The sequence below is a fragment of the Kitasatospora sp. UYEF31 genome, assembly GCF_057291755.1.
This window is the reverse complement of record NZ_JBXAWK010000012.1, coordinates 86,151-106,654: the sequence shown is the minus strand read 5'-3', so window position 1 is coordinate 106,654 and position 20,504 is coordinate 86,151. Positions and strand designations below refer to the sequence as shown.

General features: G+C 71.6%; 19 protein-coding genes. 8 read left to right on the top strand and 11 right to left on the bottom strand.

From position 1 onward, the window contains the following. Nucleotides 1-401: 401 nt before the first annotated feature. Entirely contained in the window at nt 402-2,072 is a 1,671-nt protein-coding gene (locus tag AC0Z36_RS08725; protein WP_485462155.1) for a carboxyl transferase domain-containing protein, read from the bottom strand. 88 nt (nt 2,073-2,160) lie between these two features. Between AC0Z36_RS08725 and AC0Z36_RS08720 the strand changes: the two genes are divergently transcribed. The 7 genes from AC0Z36_RS08720 to AC0Z36_RS08690 all read left to right on the top strand — a co-directional run bounded on the left by AC0Z36_RS08720 (nt 2,161) and on the right by AC0Z36_RS08690 (nt 9,531). Continuing rightward, complete coding sequence (locus AC0Z36_RS08720; RefSeq protein WP_485462154.1) at nt 2,161-3,387, top strand: amino acid deaminase/aldolase; 1,227 nt, start codon at nt 2,161-2,163, stop codon at nt 3,385-3,387. Nucleotides 3,388-3,579: 192 nt separating this feature from the next. After that, entirely contained in the window at nt 3,580-3,708 is a 129-nt protein-coding gene (locus tag AC0Z36_RS08715) for a hypothetical protein (RefSeq protein ID WP_485462153.1), read from the top strand. A gap of 154 nt (nt 3,709-3,862) precedes the next feature. Next, the gene (locus AC0Z36_RS08710) at nt 3,863-4,246 is read left to right on the top strand and encodes an STAS domain-containing protein (protein ID WP_485462152.1); all 384 of its coding nucleotides are present in this window, start codon (nt 3,863-3,865) and stop codon (nt 4,244-4,246) included. Nucleotides 4,247-4,295: 49 nt separating this feature from the next. After that, complete coding sequence (locus AC0Z36_RS08705; RefSeq protein WP_485462151.1) at nt 4,296-4,940, top strand: GNAT family N-acetyltransferase; 645 nt, start codon at nt 4,296-4,298, stop codon at nt 4,938-4,940. 109 nt (nt 4,941-5,049) lie between these two features. Continuing rightward, nucleotides 5,050-5,982, top strand: a complete 933-nt coding sequence (locus AC0Z36_RS08700) for a 5'-3' exonuclease (RefSeq protein ID WP_485462150.1) — start codon at nt 5,050-5,052, stop codon at nt 5,980-5,982. Nucleotides 5,983-6,125: 143 nt separating this feature from the next. Further along, entirely contained in the window at nt 6,126-6,851 is a 726-nt protein-coding gene (locus AC0Z36_RS08695) for a hypothetical protein (protein WP_485462149.1), read from the top strand. 331 nt (nt 6,852-7,182) lie between these two features. Continuing rightward, on the top strand, nt 7,183-9,531 hold the full coding sequence (locus AC0Z36_RS08690; protein ID WP_485462148.1) for an RNA polymerase sigma factor: 2,349 nt from the start codon (nt 7,183-7,185) through the stop codon (nt 9,529-9,531). A 25-nt stretch (nt 9,532-9,556) separates the two neighbouring features. On the opposite strand, the gene AC0Z36_RS08685 is transcribed toward AC0Z36_RS08690, so the two are convergent. The 9 genes from AC0Z36_RS08685 to AC0Z36_RS08645 form a co-directional block, all read right to left on the bottom strand. Further along, nucleotides 9,557-10,987 (bottom strand): amidase, encoded by a 1,431-nt coding sequence (locus tag AC0Z36_RS08685; RefSeq protein ID WP_485462147.1) that lies wholly within the window; start codon nt 10,985-10,987, stop codon nt 9,557-9,559. A 103-nt stretch (nt 10,988-11,090) separates the two neighbouring features. After that, nucleotides 11,091-13,889: a DEAD/DEAH box helicase gene (locus AC0Z36_RS08680; RefSeq protein WP_485462146.1), complete on the bottom strand. Its 2,799-nt coding sequence runs from the start codon at nt 13,887-13,889 to the stop codon at nt 11,091-11,093. A 109-nt stretch (nt 13,890-13,998) separates the two neighbouring features. Further along, the gene (locus AC0Z36_RS08675; RefSeq protein ID WP_485462145.1) at nt 13,999-14,877 is read right to left on the bottom strand and encodes a diacylglycerol/lipid kinase family protein; all 879 of its coding nucleotides are present in this window, start codon (nt 14,875-14,877) and stop codon (nt 13,999-14,001) included. Nucleotides 14,878-14,961: 84 nt separating this feature from the next. Then, the gene (gene tatC / locus AC0Z36_RS08670) at nt 14,962-15,888 is read right to left on the bottom strand and encodes a twin-arginine translocase subunit TatC (protein ID WP_485462144.1); all 927 of its coding nucleotides are present in this window, start codon (nt 15,886-15,888) and stop codon (nt 14,962-14,964) included. A gap of 55 nt (nt 15,889-15,943) precedes the next feature. Beyond that, nucleotides 15,944-16,216 (bottom strand): Sec-independent protein translocase subunit TatA, encoded by a 273-nt coding sequence (gene tatA, locus AC0Z36_RS08665; RefSeq protein ID WP_485462143.1) that lies wholly within the window; start codon nt 16,214-16,216, stop codon nt 15,944-15,946. 121 nt (nt 16,217-16,337) lie between these two features. Beyond that, complete coding sequence (locus tag AC0Z36_RS08660) at nt 16,338-16,556, bottom strand: hypothetical protein (protein ID WP_485462142.1); 219 nt, start codon at nt 16,554-16,556, stop codon at nt 16,338-16,340. An 18-nt stretch (nt 16,557-16,574) separates the two neighbouring features. After that, nucleotides 16,575-16,826 (bottom strand): hypothetical protein, encoded by a 252-nt coding sequence (locus AC0Z36_RS08655; protein ID WP_485462141.1) that lies wholly within the window; start codon nt 16,824-16,826, stop codon nt 16,575-16,577. Nucleotides 16,827-16,837: 11 nt separating this feature from the next. Then, nucleotides 16,838-17,791: a helix-turn-helix transcriptional regulator gene (locus AC0Z36_RS08650; protein WP_485462140.1), complete on the bottom strand. Its 954-nt coding sequence runs from the start codon at nt 17,789-17,791 to the stop codon at nt 16,838-16,840. Further along, nucleotides 17,788-18,759, bottom strand: a complete 972-nt coding sequence (locus AC0Z36_RS08645) for a helix-turn-helix transcriptional regulator (protein ID WP_485462139.1) — start codon at nt 18,757-18,759, stop codon at nt 17,788-17,790. The genes AC0Z36_RS08650 and AC0Z36_RS08645 overlap by 4 nt, the downstream gene beginning before the upstream one ends. A gap of 147 nt (nt 18,760-18,906) precedes the next feature. Here AC0Z36_RS08645 and AC0Z36_RS08640 point away from each other — a divergent pair, with 147 nt between their 5' ends. Then, nucleotides 18,907-20,046, top strand: coding sequence for a DUF3866 family protein (locus tag AC0Z36_RS08640; protein WP_485462138.1), 1,140 nt, complete (start codon nt 18,907-18,909; stop codon nt 20,044-20,046). Here AC0Z36_RS08640 and AC0Z36_RS08635 read toward each other — a convergent pair. Then, a complete protein-coding gene (locus tag AC0Z36_RS08635; protein WP_485462137.1) occupies nt 20,043-20,426 on the bottom strand; it encodes an FKBP-type peptidyl-prolyl cis-trans isomerase in 384 nt (127 codons plus the stop codon). The genes AC0Z36_RS08640 and AC0Z36_RS08635 overlap by 4 nt on opposite strands. Nucleotides 20,427-20,504: the final 78 nt, after the last annotated feature.

The following is a 20,504-nucleotide window of genomic DNA, read 5'->3' as shown; positions in this document are numbered from 1 at the left end:
CGACGCCCTGACTGACTCCGGGCGCGGCAATGGGCCGCTGCCCGCCGGACCGACCACAGACCCGGCGGGCAGCGGCCCACGGCAAGTGGACGCCCCCTTCTTGGTGATGCCGGAACAGTCGGCGGGGGTGCACCCCCGCCGCCCACGGGCCGGCAGTGCTTGTCCGGTGTGGGGGAACCGCGCCAGACCCGGACCGTTCTTCACGATCCGCCCCGGCATCCGTTCCCCACCCCGTCCGCAATGTGCCGCCCGCGTCCCGGTGTCCCCTCAAGCTAGGCCCCGGTACGGCCTGCCATTCGGGTTCATATCCATTTCACCCGGACGGGGGACATCTGGCCGCTTTGTTCAACACGGTCGTCAGTTTTGCGGTAGTCCAACACCCGCGCCGCCCGGCACCGTCGTCAGCTCTGCGGCAGTCCGAGCCGCCGGTACCGCTCCAGGCGGGCGGCCAGGCGCGGCCCCGGCTCCACACGTCCGAGCAGTTCCAGTTCCTGCGCCAGGACGTCCCCCACCCGCTGGACGAACGCCTCGGGCTCGTCCGCCGCGTCCGGGTGTTCGGGCACCACCCGGTCCACGATGCCGTCGCGCAGCAGGTCCGCGGAGCGGATGCCCTGCCGGGCGGCGACCTCCGGTGCGTGGTCGACGGTGCGGTAGCGGATCTCCGACGCGCCTTCGGGCGGCAGCGGGGACAGCCAGCCGTGCTGGGCGCACACGACGCGGTCGGCAGGCAGCAGGGCGAGTGCCCCGCCGCCGGAGCCCTGGCCGAGCAGGAGGCACACAGTGGGTGCGGGAAGCATCACCAGTTCGACCAGGCACCGGGCGATCTCCCCGGCCAGTCCGCCTTCCTCCGCTTCCTTCGACAGCGCCGCGCCGGCGGTGTCGACCACGGTGACCAGGGGCAGGCCGAGTTCGGCGGCGAGCCGCATCCCACGGCGGGCCTGCCTGAGTCCCGCCGGGCCGAAGGGGCCGTACGTACTCTGTCTGGCCCTGTCCTGTCCGAGCACGACACAGGGCGCGCCGCTGAACCTGGCGAGGGCCAGCCGGAGTCCGGGCTCGTTCTCCCCTTCCCCCGTCCCGCGCAGCGGGGTCACGTCGAGGGCCGCGTGGCGCAGCAGCGCCCGCAGGCCGGGCCGCCGGGGGTCGCGGGAGCGGACAACGGACTCCCAGGCTGTGCTGGCGCCGGGCTCCAAGCCCTGGCGCCCGCCGCGAAGCGGATGTGGTTCACAGTCTCCAGTCTCCGGCGCTTCGCTCCGGTGCCCGTCGGCGCCGGCCCGTCGCCCGGTCGAACCGCGTCCGCCGCCGGGTTTCGCCGGTTCGTTCGACGCGCTCGGGACGCTTCGCGCCCGTCGCCCCGCAGAGGCACCGCCCGCTGGGGCGTCCTGGTGCGGGCCGAGCACGTCGAACACCCGCACCGCCACGTCGCGCAGTTCCTCCGGCGGCACCACCGCGTCGACGAGCCCGTGCGCGAGGAGGTTCTCGGCGGTCTGCACTCCTTCGGGGAAGGGCTGGTGGTAGAGCGCCTCGTACACTCTCGGCCCGAGGAAGCCGATCAGCGCGCCGGGTTCGGCGGCGGTCACGTGGCCGAGCGATCCCCAGGAGGCGAACACTCCGCCCGTGGTGGGGTGTCTGAGGTAGACGAGGTAGGGCAGCCCGGCGGCCTTGTGCTGGGCGACGGCCGCGGAGATCTTGACCATCTGGAGGAAGGCGACTGTGCCCTCCTGCATGCGGGTGCCGCCGGAGGTGGGTGAGGCGACCAGCGGCAGCCGCTCGGCCGTGGCGCGTTCGACCGCCCGGACGAGGTGTTCGGCCGCGGCGACGCCGACCGATCCGGCGAGGAACGCGAACTCGCAGGCCACCACGGCGACGCGGCGGCCGTGGATGAGTCCTTCGCCGGTGACCAGGGCTTCGTCCAGGCCGGTCCGCCGCCGGGCCTCGGCGAGCTGCCCGGCGTACTCCGGATCACCGGACGGAGGTTCCACCGGCGGTCCGGTCCAGCGGGTGAAACTGTCCGCGTCGAGGACGCGGACGATCAGGTCGAGGGCCGGAAGGGATCTACGTCGCGGAATGGCCATATCTGCCCGGTCTCCGATCGCTGGTGATCACGTGACATCACTCTCGGCCCCCTACCCACAAGTAATACTGATCTGGCAGGCTGCCGCCATGGTGAACCTCGCTGCCGCGCCCCCGCACCTCTCCGCCGCGCCGGACCGGTCCCGCTACGACCAGGCCACCGCGCACCTCCAGGCCCCGTTCGCTGTGGTAGACCTCGACGCCTTCCGGGCCAACGCGGCTGACCTCGTCCGCCGGGCCGGCGGGACCCCGGTACGCATAGCCAGCAAGTCCGTACGGTCCCTCCCCCTGCTGCGCGAGGCACTCGCGGTCGACGGCTTCCGGGGGATCATGGCGTTCACCCTCCCCGAAGCCCTGTGGCTGGCCGCCGAGGGCATCGACGACATCCTCGTCGCCTACCCGTCCACGGACACCGACGCCTTCGCGGCACTCGCCGCCGACCCGGTCGCCGCGTCGCGCATCAGCGTCCTGGTCGACGACCGCGGCCACCTCGACCTGATCGACCGGGCCCGCGCCGACAAGTCGGTCGACATCAAGGTGTGTCTGGACATCGACTGCTCGCTCCAGTTCCTGGGCGGCAAGGTGCGCCTGGGCGCGTTCCGCTCGCCGCTGCGCACCCCCGAGCAGCTCGTGGACATGGCCGGGGCCGTGTCCAAGCGTCCGGGTTTCCGGCTGAGCGGTCTGATGGCGTACGAAGCCCTCGTCGCGGGTGTCGGCAACGACGTCCGCGGCCGCCCGGCGTTCTCCCGGGTGATCAGGGTCCTCCAGGGCCGGGCCGCGGCCGAACTGGCCGTCCGCCGCGCGGAGATCGTGCGCGCGGTGGGCAGGATCGCCGAACTGGACTTCGTCAACGGCGGCGGCACGGGAAGCCTCGAAATCACCAGCGCGGAGTCCTGCGTCACCGAAGTCGCCGCCGGTTCGGGATTGTTCCAGCCGCACCTGTTCGACACCTACCGGCACTTCCAGGGCAAGCCGGCCGCGCTGTTCGCGCTGCCGGTCGTCCGGCGCCCCGGGGTCGGCACCGTCACCGTCCTGGGCGGCGGCTATCCGGCCTCCGGCGCGGCCGGCAGGGACCGGCTGCCGCAGCCCTACCTGCCCACGGGCCTCACGCTCGACGGCAAGGAGGGCGCGGGTGAGGTCCAGACCCCGCTGCACGGCACCGCCGCCGACGACCTGCTGCTCGGCGACCGGGTGTGGTTCCGGCACGCGAAGGCCGGGGAGCTGTGCGAGCGCTTCGACGCCCTGCACGTCATCGAGGGCGACCGGGTGACGGGGGTCGTACCGACGTACCGGGGCGAGGGCAAGACGTTCTTGTAGGGCCTGCAGGCAGCCGCACACACAAGATTCCCGTGCATCTGAGAGGCGGAAACACCCTCTGGATATCCGGAAATCCCGGTTTCCGGGCACGCCTCACCCAGTGGGCGGTGTGTTCCCCTCAGTCCGGTTGTCGCCCCGCTGTGGTGTGGTGGGTCCTTCAAGACATGCACGGTCTATCGGGGGTTGTCCGCAGTGACACAGGTTGCCAACAGCACTTGTCTCGCCGTGACCTACTTCCTCGGCGGCGGCCCGAAGGCCGCCGCCGCCGGCCACGCCCCGGACTGGCACCCGGCGGATCCGGGCATGCGATCGCCGCTCTGATCCGGGGCTGACCAGGCGTTAAGGAGTCCTCCGGGCGCCTGGGAGGACCCCACCCGCGGACGAACCACTGTGCTAGCGCACGGTTTTGACGCACAATGCGGTGACACGGTCGCGGCACCATCGCCCCCGGTCGTCTCAGGAAGGGTCGGAAGCCATGACGGCGCGGCTCGACAGGCTCAGCGAAGAGCACCCCGTCACCGGAGTGACGATCTGGCGCGGCTGCGCGGTCGTCCACATCGTCGGCGAACTGGACGTACACAACGCGCCGCTGCTGCGGCGCACCCTCGTGGAACTGACCGACGGGGGCTGCCAGCGGATCGTCCTCGACGCGACCGGCCTGGTGTTCTGCGATTCAGTCGGCCTGGGGGTGCTGATAGACGCCTACCGGATGCTGGAGGCGTGCCAGGGCCAGCTCAGGATCGCGGCGACGGAGCGGCACATCCGCGAGACCCTGCGGATGACCGGACTCCTGGAGATCCTGGGTGTGCGCGACACCCTGCGGGAGGCGATGGCCGACTTCGGGGAGATCCGGAGCTGAGCCGCGGAATCCGCTGGCAGCGGACCGCGGGCACGGGTCAAAATGAGACATGATCACCGACCACTGGCCCCTGTTCGGTCTGCGCGTCACCACGCCACGCCTGGAGCTCCGCGTCCCGGGTCTCGACGATCTGGCCCTACTGGTCGAGCTGGTGGCCCAGGGTGTGCACGAACCCGGCTACATGCCGTTCAACTTCCCGTGGACGCGGGACGCCGAGCCCAAGCGGTCCCGCGGCATCCTCCAGTACCACTGGGCGCGGTGGGCGTCGTGGAAGCCCGACGACTGGACCTTGATGCTGGCCGTGTTCCACGAGGGCGCGCCGGTCGGCGCACAGGACGTCACCGGGCGGAGGTTCGCGGCCTCCCGGGAGATCAGCTCTGGTTCCTGGCTGGGCCTGCCGCACCAGGGCCACGGCCTGGGCACGGAGATGCGCGCGGCGATGCTGCACCTGGCGTTCGAAGGGCTCGGCGGGCAGTGGGCGAGGTCGTCGGCGTTCACCGACAACCCGAGGTCGCTGGGGGTGTCCCGGAAGCTCGGCTACGTGGACGACGGCTTCGAGGTGTGGCCCGACGACGAGTCGGGCGCCCGCATGGTGCAGCGGCTGCGCCTGTCCCGCGCGGACTGGGAGACGCACCGCACGGTGCCGGTGGACATCCACGGCCTCGAAGCGTGCCGGGACATGTTCGGAGTGTGAACCCCGGGCGGTGGACTCCGGCCGGTGAACCCCGGCGGGTGAACCCCTGCCCGTGAACCCCTGCCCGTGAACTCCGGTCAGTGTCCGGGGTGTACGGGACAATTCACGCATGCAACCACGCCTGATGCTCCTCGACACCGCCACCCTCTACTTCCGCGCCTACTTCGGCATCCCCGAGGGTGCGATGAAGGCCCCCGACGGCACGCCGGTCAACGCGGTGCGCGGGCTGCTCGACTTCATCACCCGGCTGACCACCGACGCTCCCCCCACCCACCTGGTGGCCTGCATGGACGCCGACTGGCGGCCGCAGTGGCGGGTGGACCTCATCCCGTCGTACAAGGCGCACCGGGTGGTGGAGGAGGTTCCCGGCGACACGGACGTCGAGGAGATCCCCGACACCCTGGGCCCGCAGGTGACGATCATCGAAGAGGTGCTCGACGCGCTGGGCGTCGCGCGGGTGGGCGTGCCCGGCTACGAGGCCGACGACGTGATCGGGACGTACGCGACACAGGCCGGTATGCCGGTCGACATCGTGACGGGCGACCGTGACCTGTTCCAGCTGATCGACGACAAACGTGGCGTACGGGTCCTCTACACGGTCAAGGGCGTCGCGGCCCACGAGGTCCTCGACGACGCCGCCGTACGGGAGCGCTACGGCGTGGGGGCGTCCTCGTACGCGGACTTCGCGACCCTGCGCGGGGACGCCAGCGACGGCCTGCCGGGGGTCAAGGGGATCGGCGACAAGACCGCCGCGCTGCTGATCGCCGAGTACGGCGACCTGGCCGGGGTGATGGCGGCGGCCGACGACCCCGCGGCGAAGCTGACACCCGCACGGCGTAAGCGACTACAGGAAGGGTTGGGCTATCTGGCGGTAGCGCCGAAAGTCGTCCGGGTCGCGACCGATGTGCCGCTGCCGGCCGGGGTTGACGCCGGCGTCCCGAAGGCCCCCAGGGACCCCGACGCCTTGGCTCTGCTCGGTGAGCGGTGGGGCCTGGGCGGTTCGCTGCGCCGGGTCGGGGAAGCCCTGGCGTCACTCGGTTGAGCGATAGCGCGGCTCGCTCGAAAGAGTGCATTCACCCCTGCGCCCGGCGCACGGTGACCTGATCCATTAAATGTGACCCAGGTCACACACAAACCTACCGGGAAGTCGCGTCACTTTCCGGAGGGACCCCGGTCTCTCCAGTTATGAACACTGAGCGTGACACCACTGTTTTGACCGATCCCGACTGGCTGCGCGAGGAATGGCACCGGGTGACGACCCGGGCCGGCTGGCCGGGCCGGGTCGCCTGGCACAGCGAGGCCGCCGAGGCCTGCGTGGACGCGTTCGCGCACCACGGACACCTGCGGGCGGCCTGCCTGGCGCTGAGCCGGGACCGCACGGCTGCCGAGATCCCCCTCGAAGTGGCACTGTCCGAGTTGGACGCGCTGTTCCTGTGCGCGACCGGGGCGGAGGCGCCCAGCCAGGTCGTCCAGGCCTATCTGGCGGTGCGGACCCGGGCCACCTCACCGGGCACGCTTCCGCCCTGCACCGACCCGATCACCGAGTACCCGTCGGCGGCGGTGCTGCAGCAACGCCTGCGGGAGCGGCTGCGGTCCGGTGAGCACACCCGCCTGACGGTGGTCCGGCTCGAAGTGCCCGAGTCGCGCTTCTGGGGCTGCCTGCGGCACCTCCTGCTGACGGCCCGCCACATGGAGCGGGCGCTCGACGAGGAGGTCTACGCGGTCCCGTCCGGCCGGCTGATGGCGCTGGTCGACGCGGAGCACCCGGAACTCCCGGAGCGGCTCGACCGCCTGTGCCGCTCACCCGTCGATCCGCTGTCCGGGCCCGCGGGGGCCCCGGGCGTGGTCCCGCACGTCCCGCGGTCCCATGTGCGGCTGACCGTCGACTCCACTCCGGGGCGGGGGCTGTGACCGTGACCGGCTTTGACCGGCGGGTGGCGGTCGCGGACGGGCCCGCCGTACAGAAATTCGCACTTTTCCGTACCCCCGCGCTTGACCACGCGCCCCACGAGACACATCAGGTGACGCTGCGTCACAGCATCAGTGCCCACAGGCTCGGGGCGGGCGCGGTGCCACACACCCAGCGCCCACCCCGGACCACGCACGCCGGGGTGCACTCCCTCCGGTCCAGGACGCCCCGCCACTGGTGGACAGCCCCGCACAGGTCGACCACGATGCTGCCGACACGGGTCCTCGGTTCCGACCCGGCTTTGTTCGGTGTGGTGGTAGTTGGGGGCGATCGGTGGCACGCGAAGACGACACCGGAGCGGAAGCCCCGGGAGCCGACGAATCTGGAGCCGACCCCGGTACGGACGGTCCCGCGGGCCTGCCTGCGGACCCGGTGGAAACGACCCCGGACGGGGAGCAGGACCCGGACGGGGAGCAGGGCCCGGCTTCCGGATCTGACGGTCTGTCCGGCACACTGCCCGACCAGCGCAGAGCACACGGGCAGACCGGTGGACAAGACCGGGAACGCACGGAACACGGGTCCGACCACCCCGTGGGTCCGGTCGTCCCGGTGGACATCCCAGCCCAGGCCCGCCGCGAGGACCACCCCGAGCAGTACCAGACCTACGGGTTCAGCCCCGTGCCCGGCCAGCGCAGCGCACCCGACATCGAATTCGACGACGCCGGGTGGGACGCGCGGTACCCCGGCCTGCCCGACGGCGACCAGTCGTCCGGTCTGCCGGGGCAGCGTGACCTCTGGTCCCCGCAGCCGGGCCTGCCGGGCTCCGGCCACCCCGAGCCCGGGCTGCCCGGTCAGCGGGCTGTCGCCGCGGACGGATCCGAAGCGGCCGGCGCCGGCGCGCCCCGGAGCGGGCCGCCCGACCCCCAAACGGCCGGTGCCGTCCCGGCCGCCCTCGGGCACGTCCCGCCCTCTTCCTTCGGAGCACTGGTGGACCCACAGCCCTACCCGGAACACCAGTACGCCGGGGAGGACGCCCCCGGCGTGTGGGACGCGGAGACCGCGGGTGCCGGCGGTGACGCACCGGGGCCGAGCGACGCCGAGCTGGCGGACCGGGTGCGGCGGGGCGACGACTCGGCGTACGAACTCCTGTACGCCCGGCACGTCCGGGCGGTCCGCCGGATGGCACGGTCCTGCGCCCGTACCGCCGAGAACGCCGAGGACCTCGTCGGTGAGACGTTCACCCGCACGCTGCAGGCGCTGCGCGGGGGCCACGGCCCACGCGAGGCCACCCGCCCGTACCTGCTCACCACAGTGAGGCGGGTAGCCGGCGACTGGGCCCGCAACGACCGCCGGATGTGGCTGACCGACGACATGGCCGCAGTGGAGGCGGGTGCCGGCGCGGGACTGGGCGCCGGGCTCGGTCTGGCCGGTCCGGACGTGCCGGAGGACCCCGCGGTCCTGGCCGCCGACTGCGATCTGGCCGCCAAGGCGTTCGAGGGGCTTCCCGAGCGCTGGCGGGCGGTGCTCTGGTACACCGAGATCGAGCAGGAGAAGGCGGTCCGCGTCGCGCCGATGCTGGGCGTCAGCCCCAACGCGCTGGCGAAGCTGAAGGAGCGGGCCAGGGACGGACTGCGCGCCGCCTACCTGACCGCGTACGCGGCACACGGCGTGCCGGAGGAGTGCCGCCCGTACGCGAAGGACTTCGGCGCGTTCGTCCGGGGGAAGCTCGGCAGCCGGGCGGCCGGTTCGGTGGGCGACCACCTGGACGTGTGCGACCGCTGCCGGGTGGCGTGCCTGGAACTGTGCGAAGTCAGCACGTGCATGCGCCTGGTCGCAGGCGGGCTGCTCGGCCCGGCCGCACTGGCGTACCTCGGCGCGGTCAGCGCCGCCGCGGCGACGGCCACCGGGTTCGCGGTGGTGGCGGGCGCGGGGACCGGGACGGGAGCCGGCACCGGTGCCGGAGCGGGCGCCGCCGCAGGATCGGGTGGTTCTTCCGGCGGTGGTGCGGGGGGCGCCGCCGCCAACCAGGGCGGGCAGACGGCCGTCCGCGCGACGATGCTGGCCGGCGCGGCCGTGGTGGTCGCCGCCGTGGTGGCGTGGGCGATGACCGGGGCGGGCGGCGACAAGCCCAAGGCCGCGCCGCCGCCCCCGGCCCCCGCTCCGGTCTCGTCCCCCGCGGTGCTGCCACCTCCGCCTCCGCCAGTCGTCGTGACACCGGCGCCTGAGCCTCCCCCGCCGCCGACGCCCGCTGCGACGCCGACGCAGCCACCGGCACCCGCACCAACACCCAAGCCCGCGGTGGAGCCGCCGCAGCCGGATCCCGTAGCGGAAGTGACAAAACCGAAACCGCCTCCGCCCAAGCCGAAGCCGCCGGTCCCAGTGCCCGTGCCAGTGCCGGGGAAGCCGAAACCGAAGCCGCCGGTGGTCGTCCCGCCGGTGCGCGGACCGCGCGGCGTGGTCGTGCAGCCGGACCGGATCTCCATCAACAACGGCCGGGGCGCCCGGGTCGTGTGCGACGGCGAACCCGGCGGCCGGCTGGGCCCGGCCCGCTGCGACAAGGTCACCGTCGACGTTCCGCTGAAGGAGAAGCAGAAGGACCGGCTGAAGGGCCTCGTCAAGCCGGGCTGTACGACCTTCCCGGCCCGGAACGGGCGCCCGGAGGTCCGGATCTGCCGCCGCTGACCGACGCGACCGCGGCTCAGGCGGCTCAGACGGCTCCGGCGGCTGAGGCGGTCTGCTGCCAGGGGGCGGCCCGCTCCAGCTGCCCCGCCAGCCGGAACAGCGTCGTCTCGTCGCCGTACCGGCCGACGAACTGCACGCCGACGGGCATGCCGTCGGCCGACCGGCCCAACGGCACCGACATCGCCGGCTGCCCGGTGATGTTGGACAGGCTGGTGAACGCTGTCATCACGGCCATACCCTTGAGCGCCGCCTTCGCGTCCCGGTTCGGGTCCATCTCGCCGGTCTTCGGCGGGAGCACGGCCACCGTCGGGGTGAGCAGCAGGTCGTAACGCCCCATCAGCCGGGCCGTCAGGCGACCGCAGGTGTGCATCGCTTCCACCGCGGCGAGGTAGTCGTCGAGGGTGACCCGCTTGCCGGCCCCGTAGATGACCGCCGTCGTCGCGTCGAGGTCCTCCGTACGCAGTCCACGGCCCAGTTGCGCGAGCCGCCGGTCGACGTCCCGGACCAGGTGCGCGCCGCTGACCGCCGCGATGATCTCACCGGGCCTGGGCAGTCCGGCGGGCCAGGACACCGGTTCGACCTCGTGCCCCAGGGCCGCGCACAACCGCGCGGCGTCCTCGGTCACCCCGCGGCATTCGCCGTCCACGACGGTCCTGGGGTCCACCGGGTCGAGGAGCAGGCCGATCCGCAGGCGTCCCGGATCGGCGGTGACCTCCGTCGCGTACGGGCGCGGCGGGGCCGGCGCGTGGTAGGGGTCGCCGGGTTCCGGAGCGCCGGTGGCGTCGAGCAGGACCGCGCTGTCGCGGACTGTACGGGTGAGCGCGTGCGCGCCGGCCATCCCGGCCCAGGCTTCGCCCGCCCAGGGCCCGGAAGTGATCCGGCCGCGGGTGGTCTTGAGGCCGAACAAACCACAGCAGGAAGCCGGTACGCGGATGGAGCCGCCCCCGTCGGTACCGTGGGCGGCCGGGACGATGCCGCCGGCGACGGCTGCGGCGGACCCGCCGCTGGAGCCGCCGCTGGAGCGTCCGGTGTTCCACGGGTTGCGGGTGGGGCCGTGCAGTCCGGGCTCGGTGGTGAGGGACTGGCCGAACTCGGGGGTGTTGGTCTTGCCCAGGAGCAGCAGCCCGGCCGCGCGCAGCCGGGTGACCAGGGTGGATTCGACTGTGGGGCGGTAGTCCGCGTACAGCCGGGAGCCGTTGGTGGTGGGCAGGCCGACGATGTCACAGAACAGGTCTTTGACGAGGTACGGGACTCCGGCAAGCGGCCCGGGGACCGGGTTCGCGGCGGTCTGGCGGGCCTGGTCGTCGTTGCGGGTGATCACCGCGTTGAGTTCCGGGTTGTGCGCTTCCAGAACGGCGACGGCCGCGTCGAGGACCTCGACGGCCGTGACGTCGCCGCGGGCTATCAGGTCGGCGAGGCCGACGGCGTCGTACGCCTGGTATTCGTCGGTACGCATCGCGGTCCCCCACGGGTCGGAGCGTGGTGACGGGGGCTCAGGTCTTTGCGGACCTGAACCCCCGTCAGCATGACTCCGCCGACTGTACGGGAGCGCTCCGCGGTCAGTTGAGGGACGAGTACGAGACCACTCCGCGGCGCAGCGCGTCAAGGGCCCGGTTGGCGGTCTTGCGGACCTTGCTGCCGTCGGGGGCTGCGACGGCGATCTGGCCGAGGAGATCGATGAGCTGCTTCATCCAGCGGACGAAGTCGCCCGCGGGCATGTCCGATTCACCGAGGACCTCGTCGAGGCCGTGGCCCAGCGCCCAGCGGTAGGCCGTCCACGCGAAGCCCGCGTCGGGCTGCCGCAGGAAGTCCAGGCCGTGCTGCTCCTCCAGCGCGCCGAGCCGGCCCCAGAGGCGGACCATCCCGCCGAGCGCGTCGGCGGCACCGTCGGGGACCCGGGGCGGGACCGCGTCGTCGGCCTGCCTCGCCTCGAACACCAATGCGGAGACGCACGCGGCGAGTTCAGCCGCGTTCAGCGACTCCCACAGCCCGTCGCGCAGGCACTCGGACGTGAGCAGGTCCAGCTCGGTGTAGATACGGGCCAGTCGGCGGCCCTGGTCGGTGACCGTGTCGCCTTCGAGGTAGTCGAGGTCCGCGAGCATCGAACAGACCCGGTCGAAGGTCCGGGCGATCGTTCCCGTACGGCCCTTCATCCGGCTTTCGAGCTGCTGGTTGTCGCGCTTGAGCCGGTAGTAGCGCTCCGCCCAGCGGGCGTGGTCCTCGCGGTCCGCGCAGCCGTGGGAGGGGTGCTGCCTGATGGCGTCGCGCAGCCGCTTGATCTCGGCGTCGTCGACCGCCTCGGAACGTTCCTTGCGGTGCCGTCCGGGCTCGATGTGCCCCGCCTTGGTGCGCAGCGCGGAGGCGAGGTCCCGCCTGGACTGGGCACTGCGTGCGTTGAAGGTGCGCGGGATGCGCATCTTCTCCACCGCTTCGACGGGGACCGGGAAGTCGACGGGCGCCAGGCGCCGCACCTGCCGGTCCTCGGTCAGCACCGAGGGGCGGGGGCCGTCGGCCCCCTCGCCCATACCGGGGTCGAGGACCAGTGCGAGCCCGGCGGACTTCCCAGTCGGGATGAAGATCACGTCGCCGGCGCGGAGTTTCTCCAGCGACGTCAGCGCCTGTGCCCGGCGCTGCGTGGCACCCTGCCGGGCGAGGTAGGTCTCCCGGTCCTTGAGCTTGCGGCGCAGCCCGCCGTACTCCTCGAAGTCGCCGAGGTGGCAGGTCATCGCCTCGTGGTAGCCCGCGAGGCCGTCCTCGTTCTTGCGCACCTGCCGGGCGATGCCGACGACCGACCGGTCGGCCTGGAACTGCGCGAACGACGTCTCCAGGACCTCGCGCGAGCGGTGCCGTCCGAGCTGGCCGACGAGGTTCACCGCCATGTTGTACGACGGTTTGAAGGAAGACTTCAGCGGATAGGTGCGGGTGCCCGCGAGGCCGGCCAGGGCGCGCGCGTCGAAGGTCGGCTGCCACAGCACGACGGCGTGGCCTTCGATGTCGATGCCGCGCCGCCCGGCCCGCCCGGTGAGCTGGGTGTACTCCCCGGCGGTCAGGTCGGCGTGCGTCTCGCCGTTCCACTTGACCAGCTTCTCCAGGACCACCGAGCGGGCCGGCATGTTGATGCCGAGCGCCAGGGTCTCGGTGGCGAAGACCGCCTTGACCAGGTTCTTCACGAAGAGTTCCTCCACCACCTCCTTGAAGGTGGGGAGCATCCCGGCGTGGTGTGCGGCGATGCCGCGCTGCAGCCCTTCGAGGAAGTCGAAGTAGCCCAGGACGTGCAGGTCCTCTTCGGGGATGTGCTCCGTACGCGCTTCGACGATCTCGCGGACCTGTGCCCGTTCGGCGTTCGAATTGAGACGCAGACCGGCGTGCAGGCACTGCTGCACGGCCGCCGCGCAGCCCGCGCGGCTGAAGATGAAGGTGATCGCCGGGAGCAGTCCCTGCGAGTCGAGCTTCTCGATCACGTCGGCCCGGCTGGGCGTCCACATGCGCTGCTGCCGGGTGTTCTCGCTGCGGCCCCTGCCGCGCCGGTACTTGTCGTACGGGCGCCCGCCGCCGCGCTCCTGTTCCCGGGCCAGCTGGACGAGCTCGGGGTTGACCTCCTGCTGCTCGTCGTCGACGAAGAGGTCGTACGTACGGTTCCCGGCCATCACGTGCTGCCAAAGGGGCACCGGGCGGTGCTCGGAGACGACCACCGCGGTGTCGCCGCGGACCACGTCGAGCCAGTCGCCGAACTCTTCGGCGTTGGACACGGTGGCCGACAGTGAGGCGATGGTGACGGACTCGGGCAGGTGGATGATCACCTCTTCCCAGACCGCGCCGCGGGACCGGTCGGAGAGGTAGTGCACCTCGTCCATGACGACGAAGCCCAGGCCGCTGAGCTGCGACGATCCGGCGTACAGCATGTTGCGCAGCACTTCAGTGGTCATCACGACGACCTGCGCGTTGCCGTTGACCGTGTTGTCACCGGTGAGCAGGCCGACCTTGGCCGCGCCGTACTTCTTCACCAGGTCCTGGAACTTCTGGTTGGACAGCGCCTTGATCGGCGTGGTGTAGAAGCACTTCTTGCCCTGGGCCAGGGCCAGGTGTACGGCGAACTCGCCGACGATCGTCTTGCCGGAGCCGGTGGGCGCGGCGACGAGCACACCGCGCCCGGCCTCCAGGGCCTGGCAGGACTCGATCTGGAACGGGTCCAGGGGGAAGTCGCAGGCCGCCCGGAAGGCGAAGAGCTCGGTGCGCTCTTCCGCCGCGCGGCGCTTGGCCGCCGAGAAGCGCTCTGCGGGAGAGGGTTCTGCGGGGGAAAGCTCCACGGGGGAGGAATCCCCAGCGGTGGTGTCCTCGAGGTTCTCAGGGGTGCTCATGCCGACCACCTTCCAGAAGTTGTCAGGCGGTACGGGGAACACTGGGTGCGGCGCGCGCCGCTGCGGTGAACAAGCTGCATCTCACCGGAGAGCGTACCCGCCTGACCAGTTAAGACACGATCATTTTCAGGGCGCCTGGGACGCACTCGACGCTGAGCGGCAGCGCGCTGATCCGTTCGCCGTCGGCCCACCCGTTGACCCGGGGCGCGGACAGCGTGACGGACTGCCCCCGGTGGACGGTCACCTTGGGGTGGTCGAGGTGTCCGCCCTTGAACACCTTCGGCAGGACCCGGAGGAGTTCGGTGCGTGTGCAGGCGTCGACGACGATGACGTCGAGTTTGCCGTCGGTGGGGTCGGCCTGGGGGCAGATCCGCAGGCCGCCGCCGTAGTAGTCGGTGTTGCCGACCGCCACCAGCATCGCTTCCTGCTCGAACCGCCGGCCGTCGACCTCAATGCGGTACGGGATGGGTTTCAGGTCACGCATCTCGGCGAACACCGCGGCGGTGTACTGCATGCGCCCCAGCGGGATGGTCATCCGCTCGGCCCGGTCGACCACCCGGGAGTCGAATCCCGAGCACAGCACGGTGGCGTACCAGCGCTCGCCGACCTTGCCCAGGTCGAGGGTGCGGGTCCGGCGTCCGGTGATGGTCCGGGCGGTCGTACGGAGGTCCCGTACGCCAGGCAGGCCCAGCGAACGCGCGAAGTCGTTGCCCGTCCCCACGGGGACGACGGCGAGGGGGGTGCCGGTGCCGGCGACGGCCTGTAGCGCCTGGGACACCGTGCCGTCACCGCCAACGGCGACGACGGCGCGCACGCCGCGCCGGACGGCGGCGCGCAGCCGTTCGACGGCCCGGGGGAGGTCCGGGCCGTCGATCAGCAGGATGGTCGCGCCGGCGGCCTGCAGATGCGCGGCCAGTGGGGCTGCGGTTATGGCGCCCCGGCCACGACCGGCACCGGGATTGACGAAGAGTACGGTCTCACGGGTCACGGCCGGTCACAGTAGTGCACGGTGACCGGGTTTCAGGTGACGAAATGATCACATGCGGAACCACTCACCGGCCGACCCGCACTGTCAGGTGATGTCGTCGGCCCGCTGGAGCGGTCCGACGGGCTCCGCCACCCGGTCCCCGGCGTGGGCGCCCGGAGCGGACGGGCCGAGGTCGAGCGGGGAGGCCTCGTCGTCGTCGAGCTCCCGGCCGCCCAGGGCGTCGACGCGCTTCTTGTCACGTCTGCGGTCGTTGATCCAGGCGATGCCGACGGCCAGGAAGTACAGCACGACGATCGGCACCGACAGCAGGCACATGGTCACCGGCTCAGTGGTGGGCGTGGCGACGGCCCCGAAGACGAAGATGCCCATCACCGCCCAGCGCCAGGCGCCGATCATCTTGCGCGCGCTGAGGATCCCGCCGAAGTTCAGCATCACCAGGACCAGTGGCAGCTCGCAGGCCAGGCCGAACACCACGACCATCCGGACCACGAAGTCCAGGTACTCGTCGAGCAGGATCTGGTTGCTGGCGTCCTCGATGGTGAACCCGAGCAGCACCGGCAGGGTGTGTGGCAGGATCGAGTACGCGAAGTAGGCCCCGCCCAGGAACAGCGGGACCCCCGCGGCCACGAAGGCCAGCGAGTAGAGCTTCTCGTGCTTGTGCAGGCCGGGGGCTATGAAGGCCCACAGCTGGTAGAGCCACACCGGACTCGATGCGATCACCCCGGTGGCCAGGGAGATCTTCAGCATCATCGAGAACGGGTTGAGCACGCCCGACTGGACCAGGACACCGTCGCCGCACTTGGTGCTGCCGGTGCCGTGCACGTTCTTCAGGTCACACACCGGACCGACCAGGAAGCCGCCGATCTCCTTGTAGTAGAGCGATGCGACGACCGTGACCACGATGAGGGCGAGCAGCGCCTTGACCAGCCGATTGCGCAGTTCGCGCAGGTGGTCCATGAGGGGCATGCGCCCCTCGGTGTCCTTCGATGCGGCGGCGCGTTTGCTCCGCATCCCTTTGATCCCACTCACTCTTCAGGTTTCCGCTCTCAGCCGTCGGGTGCGGAAACTAGCGGCCGGTCTGGCCCGGTTCACCGACCGGCCGGGACTCCGTGGTCGCGCCGGGCGCGGCCTGGATGGTCCGGGGAGCCTCGGACTGCGCGGCGGGCGCCGGCTCCGCGGGCTTCTCGTCGTCCTTCATCGCCTTGGCCTCGCTCTTGAGGATGCGCATCGACCGGCCGAGGGCACGCGCGGTGTCCGGCAGTTTCTTCGCACCGAACAGCAGGATCACGACAACGAGAATCAGAATGATCTCGCCGGTTCCGAGCCTTCCACCAAACATGAGTTCACTACTCTCGCAAGCCGGGATTGATGTACCCGATCGTACGCCCTCCTGTGTTACAAGCGCGCAAAGCCACAGTGGACGACACATGCACAAACAGGAAGGGCTGCGGCACCGGGCATTACGCCTTGTCCCTCCCGGCGGCCCGCGCCCCGGTGTACTGCCGCAGCGGCTCGGCCGCCTCGGCCAGCGCATCCGAGGAGGATTTCAGCCGGTCGACGGCGGCTGCGGACACACGGGTGAAGTGACGCAGCTCACCGAACAGCTGTACGCCGTACTTGACCAGCACGCCGAGGCCGGCGAGGACGAGCAGGACGAAGGGCGCGATCAACCAGAGCATGGGGCGACTGTACCCACGTCACGGCGCGGCCTGGGAACGCGGCAGGACCGCTTCCCCCGCGACGCTCACGGACGGCACCCCGCCGTCCGACAGCAAGGCGACCAGCTTCTCCCCCGCCGGCCGGCGCACCGAGTCCTCGCACCCCGGGCAGCGGAAGCGGTAGAACGCCCCCGCCGCCCGGACCACCAGGCGAAGCCGGTCGGCGCCCAGTTCGACCCGCCCGCACAGCGGGCAGCGGACCGCGAAGACCGGTGGAGCGGCAACGTTCACCACAGACTCCTTCAGTTTCCGTACGCGGCCAGCGCCGCCTCCGCCGAACCGCGCACCTGCGCGACGAGCTCGGGCGGCGAGACCACCCGGCCCTGTCCGCCCAGGCGCAGCGCGAGGCGGCGCATGCCGGACACGTCCGGCGAACGCAGGGTGATCCGCGCGCCGCCGTCAGGGGTGTCCTGGACCTTCTCGCAGGTGTAGTACTCGGTGACCCAGCGCCCCGCCGGTCCGACCTCGAACACCACGACGGTGTCGTGGTCGCTTGGCTGCACCAGCGACTGCGAGAGGTCGAGGGGGGCGACTTCGTGCTCTTCGGCCGGGATGCCGGTGATCTCCGCGGCCACCACCCGGTCCAGGCGGAACAGTCGGCGGTCCTCCGCGCGCAGGCACCAGCCGACCAGGTAGGTGCGGCCGTCGACGATGACCAGCCGGACGGGGTCCACGTCGCGTTCGGTGACCTCGTCCCGGCGCGGGACGTAGTAGCTGAGTTTGAGCCGCCGCTTCTCGGCGATGGCGCGGTCCATGGTGGCGTACGCGGACTCGGCCGCCTCAAAGTCGACGGAGACGTTCGCGGCGGCCTTGGCCGCGTCGCCCGCGGCGTCCTCCAGTTTGGCCGTCACGCGGCCCAGGGCGGCCTTGTCGCGGTCGCGCAGGCCAGGCAGGCCCGAGAGGGCGCGCAACGCGACCAGGAGCGACAGGGCCTCGTGCGGGGCCAGCCGGACCGGCCGCACCGGGGCGTCGAGGTTCTCCAGCCAGATCCGGCCTTCGCTGTCCACGTGGGGTTCGAGCAGGTCGTCGGCCATGAAGCTGGTGCCGCACATGTGCAGGGTGCCCAGGTCGGCCTGCAGGTCCTCGGCTTCCACGCCGAACGCCCGCGCGACGTCCTCCAGCCTGGTGCCGGGCCGCTCACGCAGGTACGCGACCAGCGAGAGGAGGCGGCGGGTGTCGTCGATAGCGTTGCTCATGCCCCGGTCTCCTCGGCGATGACTGACTTCAGCTGCTGGATGACGGCGTCCCGCAGGTCCACCGGCTCCATGACTACGACGTCGGGACCGAACTCGGCGAGCGTGCGGTGCAGACCGTGTCCGTACGGCAGTTCGATCTCGTCCCAGTCACCGTCGACGGGACGCTCCTCGGTCGCCCGGGAGCGCAGTGGGTACGCCGACCCGCGGCGCACCTTGAGCCGGGCGGTGCGGTCCCCGCCCTCCCCGGCGAAGGCCGCGACCTTGCCACGGATGTCCACGTCGTCCGGGACGGGTGCGGTGAAGGCCTGGCGCAGCACCTTGACCTTGGGCTTCTCGATGATGCGGTCGAGGCGGAAGACCCGCTGCTCGGCGCGCTCCCGGGCCCAGCCGACGAGGTACCAGCGGCCCCGCCAGCAACTCAGGCCCCACGGCTCGACCGTTCGCACGCGCGCCTCGGTGGTGCCGGAGCTGCGGTACGGGAACTGGACGGGGCGGCGGTTGCGCAGCGCGTCGAGCAGCGGCCCGAAGGCGGGCTCACGCACGGACACCCGCGGTTCCAGGGTGCGCAGCGGATCGGTGTCCATCTCCACGCCTGCGGCCTTGAGCTTGAACAGCGCGCCGCCGGCCGCCCCGGCCAGGGCGGACTGCTGCCACGCCCCGGCGGCCAGCGCGAGCGCGGCGGCCTCCTCCTGGTCGAGTTCTATCGGCGGGAGGGTGTTGTGCTCGGGCCGGATGCGGTAGCCGTCCGGGGCTTCTATCAGCGGGTCGTTGGCGCCCGTCTCGATGGTGAAGCCGAGTTCCCGTACGTCGTCCTTGTCCCGCTCGAACATACGGTCGAAGGATTCGTCGGAGGTGGTCAGCCGGTAGGACTCGATGGAGCGCCGCAGCTCCTCCTTGGTGACGTACCGCCGGGCGGCCAACAGGCACATCACCAGACTGACCAGTCGTTCCTGCTTGGGAATCGCCATCCCCGCCCCTTTCGCCGCCACTCAGGCGCGGCACTCGTCCGCAGCAACGACCGTATCGCGACCGTGGCGGCACCTTTACCTCTTCAGAACCAAACGCCCCCGTACGTCCGGAGTGTTCCGACGCACTCCTCGCTAAGCTCACCAACCGTGATCAGTTGGCGTCGTGGAGAAGTTGTCGAAGTCCGCCGTACGTGGCGGGGCGCGGTCGAAGTGCTAGTCAACACGGAGGACCTCGGTCCGGTCCGCGCTCTGGCCTATCCGGAGGTCGTGGGTACTCCCGGGCCGGGTGACGTGGTCCTGGTGAACACCACGGCGTTGACCATGGGTCTGGGCACCGGCGGCTACGCGCTCATCGTGGCGCTGCCTGAGCGGCTCCCCGCGGATCCCCCCGCGGGCCCCGGCCACCTCGTCAAAGCCCGCTACACCCCTCTGCAGACCGTCGTCCTGGGCGTGGACGAGCAGGACTCCCCGCACCACGGGGTGCTGCGCGACGCCGACGACCTGGACGGCATGCCCGTGGTCGTCGCCGACCTGCACTCGGCCCTGCCTGCCGTCTGCGCGGGAATCCGGGCTGACCGGCCCGGGGCGCGGACCGCGTACGTGATGACCGACGGCGGGACGCTCCCCCTGTGGTTCTCGATGACAGTCGACACCTTGCGTACGGCGGACTGGCTCGCCGGGTCCGTCACCGTCGGGCAGGCCTTCGGCGGCGATCTGGAGGCAGTCACCCTGCACACCGGGCTGCTGGCCGCCCGGCACGTCCTCGGCGCGGACATCGCGATCGTGGCCCAGGGCCCCGGCAACCTCGGCACGGGCACCCGCTGGGGCTTCTCCGGAGTGGCGGCGGGTGAGGCGGTCAACGCCGCGGCCACGCTCGGCGGGCGGCCCGTGGCGTCGCTGCGCATCTCCGACGCGGACGGCCGGGAACGGCACCGCGGGGTGTCGCACCACAGCACGACGGCGTACGGACGGGTCGCGCTGGCCACGGCCGACGTCCCCGTGCCCGAGCTGACCGGCCCGCTGGCGGACCAGGTCGCCGAAGACGTCAAGGCGCTGGAGCGGCACCGCATCGTGCGCGTTGGTGTCGACGGGCTGGACGCGGCGCTGCGCACGGTCCCCGTGAAGCTGTCCACGATGGGCCGGGGGCTGGACGAGGACTACGCGTACTTCCTGGCGGCGGCCGCCGCCGGACGCCACGCGGCGGGCCTTCTCACCACTCCTTGGGAAACGCAGAAGCCGGGATGGACCCCGTACAGGATTCATCCCGGCTCGACTGCTGCTGACTAGCGCACGCCCACCAGGTCCACGATGAAGATCAGGGTCTCGCCCGGCTTGATCGCGCCGCCGGCGCCACGGTCCCCGTACGCCATCTTCGCGGGGATGACCAGCTCGCGGCGGCCGCCGACCTTCATGCCGAGGATGCCCTTGTCCCAGCCCTCGATGACCTGACCGAGACCCAGGCGGAAGTCCAGCGGCGCGCCGCGGCCCCAGGAGGCGTCGAACTCCTCGCCGGTGGAGAACGCGACACCCACGTAGTGGGCGCTGATGTTCGAGCCCGCGACGGCCTCGGCGCCTTCGCCGACCGACAGGTCGCGGATCTGCAGCTCGGCCGGGGCCTCGCCACCCGGGAATTCGATCTCAGGCTTCGTGTTGTTGTTCGCGGTCATGCGCTTGGTGCTCCTTGCTGATCCGGTACGGCGTCGCCGTCGACGCCGCGTGTGTTTCCCAGAGAGTCGTGCCCGCTT

Bases quoted from the DNA above. Each gene is read 5' to 3' on its own strand.
- AC0Z36_RS08700 (WP_485462150.1), top strand. From the start codon at position 5,050: ATGCAACCACGCCTGATGCTCCTCGACACCGCCACCCTCTACTTCCGC.
- AC0Z36_RS08720 (WP_485462154.1), top strand. From the start codon at position 2,161: ATGGTGAACCTCGCTGCCGCGCCCCCGCACCTCTCCGCCGCGCCGGAC.
- AC0Z36_RS08660 (WP_485462142.1), bottom strand. From the start codon at position 16,556: ATGCTCTGGTTGATCGCGCCCTTCGTCCTGCTCGTCCTCGCCGGCCTC.
- AC0Z36_RS08635 (WP_485462137.1), bottom strand. From the start codon at position 20,426: ATGACCGCGAACAACAACACGAAGCCTGAGATCGAATTCCCGGGTGGC.
- AC0Z36_RS08685 (WP_485462147.1), bottom strand. From the start codon at position 10,987: ATGCGTACCGACGAATACCAGGCGTACGACGCCGTCGGCCTCGCCGAC.
- AC0Z36_RS08725 (WP_485462155.1), bottom strand. From the start codon at position 2,072: ATGGCCATTCCGCGACGTAGATCCCTTCCGGCCCTCGACCTGATCGTC.
- AC0Z36_RS08710 (WP_485462152.1), top strand. From the start codon at position 3,863: ATGACGGCGCGGCTCGACAGGCTCAGCGAAGAGCACCCCGTCACCGGA.
- tatC (WP_485462144.1), bottom strand. From the start codon at position 15,888: ATGCGGAGCAAACGCGCCGCCGCATCGAAGGACACCGAGGGGCGCATG.
- AC0Z36_RS08645 (WP_485462139.1), bottom strand. From the start codon at position 18,759: ATGGCGATTCCCAAGCAGGAACGACTGGTCAGTCTGGTGATGTGCCTG.
- AC0Z36_RS08650 (WP_485462140.1), bottom strand. From the start codon at position 17,791: ATGAGCAACGCTATCGACGACACCCGCCGCCTCCTCTCGCTGGTCGCG.
- AC0Z36_RS08705 (WP_485462151.1), top strand. From the start codon at position 4,296: ATGATCACCGACCACTGGCCCCTGTTCGGTCTGCGCGTCACCACGCCA.
- AC0Z36_RS08695 (WP_485462149.1), top strand. From the start codon at position 6,126: ATGAACACTGAGCGTGACACCACTGTTTTGACCGATCCCGACTGGCTG.
- tatA (WP_485462143.1), bottom strand. From the start codon at position 16,216: ATGTTTGGTGGAAGGCTCGGAACCGGCGAGATCATTCTGATTCTCGTT.
- AC0Z36_RS08680 (WP_485462146.1), bottom strand. From the start codon at position 13,889: ATGAGCACCCCTGAGAACCTCGAGGACACCACCGCTGGGGATTCCTCC.